This window comes from Halorubrum sp. Ea8 (genome assembly GCF_002252925.1).
GTDB lineage: Archaea > Halobacteriota > Halobacteria > Halobacteriales > Haloferacaceae > Halorubrum.
The window spans coordinates 1-1,489 of sequence record NZ_NHPF01000133.1; the positions used below are offsets into that span (position 1 = coordinate 1).

Here is a 1,489-nt window from a genome sequence, read left to right on the forward strand (position 1 = left end):
TTGACATCCTCCCGCGCCTGAAGACGCGGGAATCCCACGGTACCGCGCCGCTGAGTTGGGATATTAGGGTTCGCGGTTCACGACCTGTTCTCGTGGGGCGAAAACACCCTCACTACGGTCGAACAGGTGAACCGCTGGCTGTGCCAACCAGCCGTTATCCCTATCACCGCCATCCGTGGCGAGACTCGGGAGTACCTTTTGCCGAATGTTCTCCGCACCGTTCACGTCTGCGTTCGCAACCGTGCCGCACTCCTCACACACGTACAGGCCACGTTCTACACGCTGGTCATCATCGGTGTAACCACACGCCGAACACGACTTCGATGTATCGCGTTCAGACACCAACTCCACGTCGATACCCTCGGCTTCCGCCTTGTAGTCAAGTAGCGTCGTGAAACGGTCGAACGCCCACCCGTGCAAGTCGAAATTGCCGTGGTCGCCCCAGTTGCGTGATTCGCCGTTCTCGTCATCTTCTCGGATGCCGCCAAGGTCGCCAACGACAAGCGTACCGACACTCCGTTCGGCGCATTCCTCGACAATCGTTTTCGAGAGCGCGTGCAAGAAGTGCGTCCGACGACTCGTTCGCTTGCGGTCAAGACGAGTGGCCTCTCGGGACGAGGAATCATCGCAGTTAGCTTTCTTTTTGACGAAGTAGTATTCGTCCTCTTTGAGTGCGCCACCGGGATACAACACCGACTCGCCGCCGAACGAGACGGCGGCGAAGTTGCATATCCCGAGGTCAACACCTGCCACGTCATCGCCCGGCGGTTCCGGGTCGATGGTAGTGCGACAGACGAATTGAAGCCGCCACTCGTCGCGTTTGTAGACGGCCCGAACCTGTTGAATGTCCCACTCGGTCAGGTCAACATCCGGGCGCGTCTGGTACTCGCACAGGATGAAGTCTGAGCGGTGTTTTTTGAGGTTGCGACCTTTTGAGAGGCGGACGCGGGTGAACTGTGCGTCGTGCTTGAAGCCAGCCGCTTTGAACGACACGGTTGAACGCGGGTGGGAATCTCCGTGTTTGCGGTAGCCGGGCGGTCGGGCGCGGTCGTCGCCGTTCCGACGCTTGCCGAACCAGCCGTTGAACGCTTCAGCGAGTTCTTCGAGAACGCGCTGACTGGATTGAGAATGCAAGTCCGTGTAGCGTTCGTGGCCTTTGAGTTCGGTCTTGAGTTCCCCGTCATCGGGAATCTCGCCCGTTTCGTCCCACTGTTCTTGTGCGTAGTAGCGACCGACGTTCCAGAGTTTTGAGGCGGCCCATCCGAGTTGGTCGAGGTCGTCACAAACCTGTTGCTGGTTCGTAATCGTAGCCTCGAAGGTTCGGATGGTTCGACTCATTTCTGGCTTCATAACTGGTTATGCGTACCGTTCTGTTAATAGTGTCGGTTGGCGTGGAATATCCGGCCGTGCTATCGACGGTTGATTGCGTAGGAGTTGTCGGATTCATCCTGCGCCTAAAGGCGCAGGTATTCTCCTCGAATCTCTATAA

Annotated in this window: 1 protein-coding gene; it reads right to left on the reverse strand. The window is 57.7% G+C overall.

What is annotated here, in order from left to right:
- Nucleotides 1–63: 63 nt before the first annotated feature.
- Nucleotides 64–1,338, reverse strand: a complete 1,275-nt coding sequence (locus DJ74_RS15805) for an RNA-guided endonuclease TnpB family protein (RefSeq protein WP_094527873.1) — start codon at nucleotides 1,336–1,338, stop codon at nucleotides 64–66.
- Nucleotides 1,339–1,489 lie beyond the last annotated feature (151 nt).